We start from the raw sequence: 2,333 nt of genomic DNA, 5'->3' as shown, positions 1-2,333 counted from the left end.
TTTGCCGAGGTGTATTTTTCGTGTGGGTACTTCACCAAAATCTGTGCGAAGTCTTCCATGTGGATACGCTGGTCATCCTCACGATCAAAACGTTTGATGGCAAAGGCCTGCTTCTCGTCGGGTAAGTTAATTTGTGGCAGATTATCAAGTTTGTCCAGATCAACGAGTTTGATCTCAGGTATATCAACACCTACTAGCCCAGCAAGAGACATTGAAGTATATTCGTTCAGCGGTACATATTTGTGTTTTGTTGATGCGGTTTTAATGATCCAGTCACCTAGTACATCCCCCTTTGATAGATTATAGCGCCCATCCTTTTCCTTCATGGAAAATTTCATCTGCACGCCAGCCAAGGAAAACTTGTTGTCTTGGCTGATTTTAACGAATTTAATCGCCTTGGCCTTACCATGCGCGCTTAATACGGTGTCGAGCAAATAGTCAGGAACATCTTCAGGCTCCATGGGTATTGCTTTGATAGCCCCAGGTAAATCTTCACCGAGATACGAGAGAAGGTGAAACTCATTATCAACGTGCACCTTCAGACCTTGTGCTATCAGCTCACGTAAAGAGCCTTCTGGCAGTAGGTTTGACAGTATAGGGTGCAGCCTTTGATTCCGCGCCCACGGCTCTGCCATTAACTTGGCTGCGTTGGGGAAGTTGGGGTGGGTAATCAAGCTAAAGGTCGGTCGGTTAGGACTATTTTTAAACGCATCCGCGATGCTCAAAACATTGCGGCCATTCTTGAAGCCCGATAGGTAGCCGACGAGTGTTCCATGGAGGATGAGCTGCAATACAGTCACTTCATCGCGGATGTCTGTTGTCATTCCGTTTCTCCCAGCAGTCCCTGCCAGGGATCATCGTTTAATGACCTCGGGTTTTCTTGGGATGATTGGCTTGGCTGAATAGATTTGCTGGCATCATCTGCCAGTATAGCCAACACAGCGGTTAGCTTTTCCTGTGGAATCAGCAATAATTCGCTCTGCAGCCCCTTGGCAATGAGTTCAAGGGTATCGAGCCGAGGATTGCCTTTGGATTCCAGCCGCTGATACTGCTGCCGTGACATGCCGACGCGCAGCAGCATATCGTGCTGTTTGAGTGCCTGTGCAATGCGACGTGTTTTAATCTGCTCGAGCAAGGACCCCATAAAGCACCTTATATGTTGCTAATTATAAATTAGAAACATATTAGCTTCTTATTAAATAACTAGCAACATATTGGTTGCTTTTTCTCACATCTACCGCTCCAAGGCACAGTTATAACCGGATAGCCCTTCCGTGCCCTACAAAAAGGTCACATGCCGAGAACTGCGCACGATCTCAATCTGCCAACCTTTCAGTTCGGTACCGCCACAAATATGATTGGCCAGATTGGCGCGTCCCCCGTTGTGCCACAGACCACAGGCATGAGCGACTTCATGCGCCAGGCAGATCGGGTCCTTACCCTCAATGGTGACATAGTCGGTGAAGGGCCCGAGTGAGCAGCCCTTGTTGTTGGCCACAGCGCGCACCGCAAAGACCACAACCGGGGCGGCATAGCCAATAAGGCGCAAAAAGGCGCTGTCAAAGCACTGCACATTGGCGTTGTTCTCGTAATAGGTGCCGGCAAGCCACAGGTCGTCGCCCAGCGCGCCGGCACCACAGTTAGGGTCCAGGTTGGCTTTGGGTGCCGGAGAGGCCAGGGTGTGGATCGCGCTGACGATGAATTTTACGTTGCAGGTATCCTTATATATCTGCTTGGCCTTATCGATATCCGGCTGCAAGCTGGCGGCGGTGGCCATCGGATTGCGTTTCTCATCGATCAAAATAATGATGCAGACTCTAAGCTTTTTGGGCAGGTGCAGCCCGAAGATGCCGGCCAGCACGTCGAGCAGGCTGATAATACGCCAGAACAGATCGATCAAGCCGTGCCAGATCAGGCCAATTAAACGGCCAATAATGGGGATAGACAAAATCAACCCCACGACCACGGCGAGAAAGTTGAGTACCGAGGTCACGATCTGACAGACCACATAGGTAAGCCATTTACCCACCCACACCACCACCCAGCGAACCACCTTGACCAGCGTTGTGACCAGCCAGCAGAACCATCGACGCGGATCATACCATTTGCGTTTCTTGCAGCGTTTTTCGGTTTTTTCGACCCACTCATCAATCGGTTGTTCAATTTTCTCTTCCACCCACTTTTTATAGTTGCGACAGATCTTGGCCATTGTGGAGCTCCTTATCGTTATTTGGCATTCGACTTCACATGTGGATTGCGCGTTAGTGACATAGCTAACGGCTCAGTTCTATCACAGAGTTCGACGATTTTGCGTGATGGGGATCGCAACGATT

Annotated in this window: 3 protein-coding genes; all 3 read right to left on the bottom strand. The window is 49.7% G+C overall.

The features are described from left to right. A partial coding sequence (locus AC4FIC_RS14745) for a type II toxin-antitoxin system HipA family toxin (RefSeq protein ID WP_273286496.1) occupies positions 1–824 on the bottom strand: 824 nt, incomplete at its 3' end. Further along, positions 821–1,144 (bottom strand): helix-turn-helix domain-containing protein, encoded by a 324-nt coding sequence (locus AC4FIC_RS14740; protein ID WP_273286495.1) that lies wholly within the window; start codon positions 1,142–1,144, stop codon positions 821–823. The genes AC4FIC_RS14745 and AC4FIC_RS14740, both read right to left, overlap by 4 nt. Before the next feature lie 135 nt (positions 1,145–1,279). Then, positions 1,280–2,209 (bottom strand): hypothetical protein, encoded by a 930-nt coding sequence (locus AC4FIC_RS14735; protein ID WP_100257257.1) that lies wholly within the window; start codon positions 2,207–2,209, stop codon positions 1,280–1,282. Positions 2,210–2,333: the final 124 nt, after the last annotated feature.

It is taken from the genome of Reinekea sp. (assembly GCF_982785585.1).
The sequence above is the reverse complement of the archived record's forward strand: the minus strand, read 5'-3'. Positions and strand labels throughout refer to the sequence as shown.